The organism is Maribacter sp. (assembly GCF_016744255.1).
Classification (GTDB): domain Bacteria; phylum Bacteroidota; class Bacteroidia; order Flavobacteriales; family Flavobacteriaceae; genus Maribacter_B.
On the sequence record NZ_JADGES010000179.1, the window covers coordinates 1 to 2,007 of the forward strand.

Annotated in this window: 2 protein-coding genes; both read left to right on the forward strand. The window is 33.2% G+C overall.

The window, feature by feature from the left end:
- Positions 1–239: 239 nt before the first annotated feature.
- Positions 240–836 carry a peptidylprolyl isomerase gene (locus QZZ51_RS16575; protein WP_291871718.1) on the forward strand — a complete coding sequence of 199 codons (597 nt, stop codon included), beginning with the start codon at positions 240–242 and terminating at the stop codon, positions 834–836.
- A gap of 326 nt (positions 837–1,162) precedes the next feature.
- The coding region (locus QZZ51_RS16580) for an aminopeptidase P N-terminal domain-containing protein (protein WP_291871720.1) at positions 1,163–2,007 on the forward strand (845 nt) is incomplete at its 3' end.

The following is a 2,007-nucleotide window of genomic DNA, read 5'->3' on the forward strand; positions in this document are numbered from 1 at the left end:
ATTTTAGGTAGTGTAGCTGGCGGTGGTGTAGGCGGAGGTATTATCATGGCAATTGTTGGAGTGTTAAAGAACATGATGTCCAAATAGAATAACTAACCATTAACTATATAAGGGGGCTTAACTTTTAAGTCCCTTTTTTAGTTTTAAAAAAATTACTAGTACAACTAATATTTTTTTAAAAACGTTCCTTATTAAAAGTTGTACTATTGTTAGTATTAAGTTTTTAAAAAATACTGAAAATGAAGAAATGGACACTTTTATTAATAATTGTTACAGGTATTGTAGTGGTTTCTTTTACTAAAGAAGAAGTTACTTATGAAGTTGGGCAAATTAGTACTCCAAAGGGAGAAATTCTCTTATGGTTGTACAATGAAACTCCAAAACATAAAGCAAGTTTTTTAGAATTAGCGAAGGAAGGTTATTGGGACTCTTTAAGCTTTAATCGTGTTATTCCAAATTTTGTGGCACAAGGTGGTTGTCCTGATACTCCAGCGGGGTTTACGGATTCGGAATATTTACTAGAACCAGAATTCAACGATAATCTTTTGCATGAATATGGAGTATTGGGTGCTGGTAGAGATGATAATCCGGATAAGCTATCTGCTCGCTGCCAATTTTATATTGTTCAAAACAAAGAAGGTTTACATAGATTAGATGGCGATTACACCGTTTTTGGCAAAGTAATTAAAGGGATGGATGTGGTAGACGCTATTGTAAATGTGCAAAGAGATTCTATAGATCAGCCTGTAACGCTAATAACTTTAGATGTTGATATTATTACGTTGGGAAAGAAAGATTTAGAAGCGTTAAATTTTACAATTCCATTTGTAAAATAGGATAAAGCTCGCTAGTAGTACCCAGATTGGAGCGATTTACTATTTTAAAAATCCTATACAAATAAAACCTATGGCTAGTGAGTTTTGTTTATTAGCCTCCAATTTTTATAGTGTATTTTATCTAATACCTTTTTCGCGATATAAGAAAGAAAAATAGGTAACATTAATCACTACAGCTTCTGTATGTTCAATTTTTTTTATGATTTCTATTTTGTATTTCATTTAGTTATATGGAGAAAAGAGATTGTCCTGTAGGTCTTTTAAAATATAAAAAATCTCCAAGTAGTGTGACTGAGAATTCTTAAATTTACAATAAATAGAAAAGTATGAAATACGAACAAATAAATGCAACCCTTTTTATAAAAAACAGAGCAAAATTTATGGCGCAAATGAAGCCTAAAAGTATTGCTGTTTTTAACTCTAATGATGTTTACCCTATAAGTGCCGATAGCACCTTGCCTTTTGAGCAACATAGAGATATTTTTTATTTGTCAGGTGCGGATCAGGAAGAGACTATATTGGTTTTATTCCCGGATGTTCTAAATAAAGCACATAAAGAAGTTTTGTTTGTTCGTGAAACTAACGCGCATATTGCAGTTTGGGAGGGTGAAAAATTGACCAAAGAAAAAGCGACAGAAGTTTCGGGCATAGAAACTATTTATTGGCTTTCTGATTTTGACAAAGTGTTTTTTGATTTAATGACCGAGGCAGATACTGTTTATTTTAATACAAATGAACATTACCGTCAGGCAGTAGAAACACAAACCAGAGAAGATAGGTTTATTAAAAAATGTAAAGTGCAGTTTCCTGCACATCAATACGCAAAGAGTAATCCCATTTTACAAGAAATTAGAGGGGTAAAAGAGTCCGAAGAAATTGCATTGATGCAAACCGCCTGTGATATTACAGAAAAAGGGTTTCGTCGTTTGTTAGGCTTTGTTAAACCAGGAGTTTGGGAATATGAGATTGAGGCAGAATTGTTACATGAGTTCGTGCGTAACCGTTCTAAAGGATTTGCATACACACCAATAATAGCATCGGGAAACAATGCAAACGTATTGCATTATATAGAAAACAATCAGCAATGCCAAGATGGCGATTTAATCCTTATGGATGTTGCTGCGGAATATGCTAATTACTCTTCCGATTTAACCCGAACTATTCCTGTAAA

Coding starts and splice junctions, on each gene's coding strand:
- QZZ51_RS16575 (WP_291871718.1), top strand. CDS start 240: ATGAAGAAATGGACACTTTTATTAATAATTGTTACAGGTATTGTAGTG.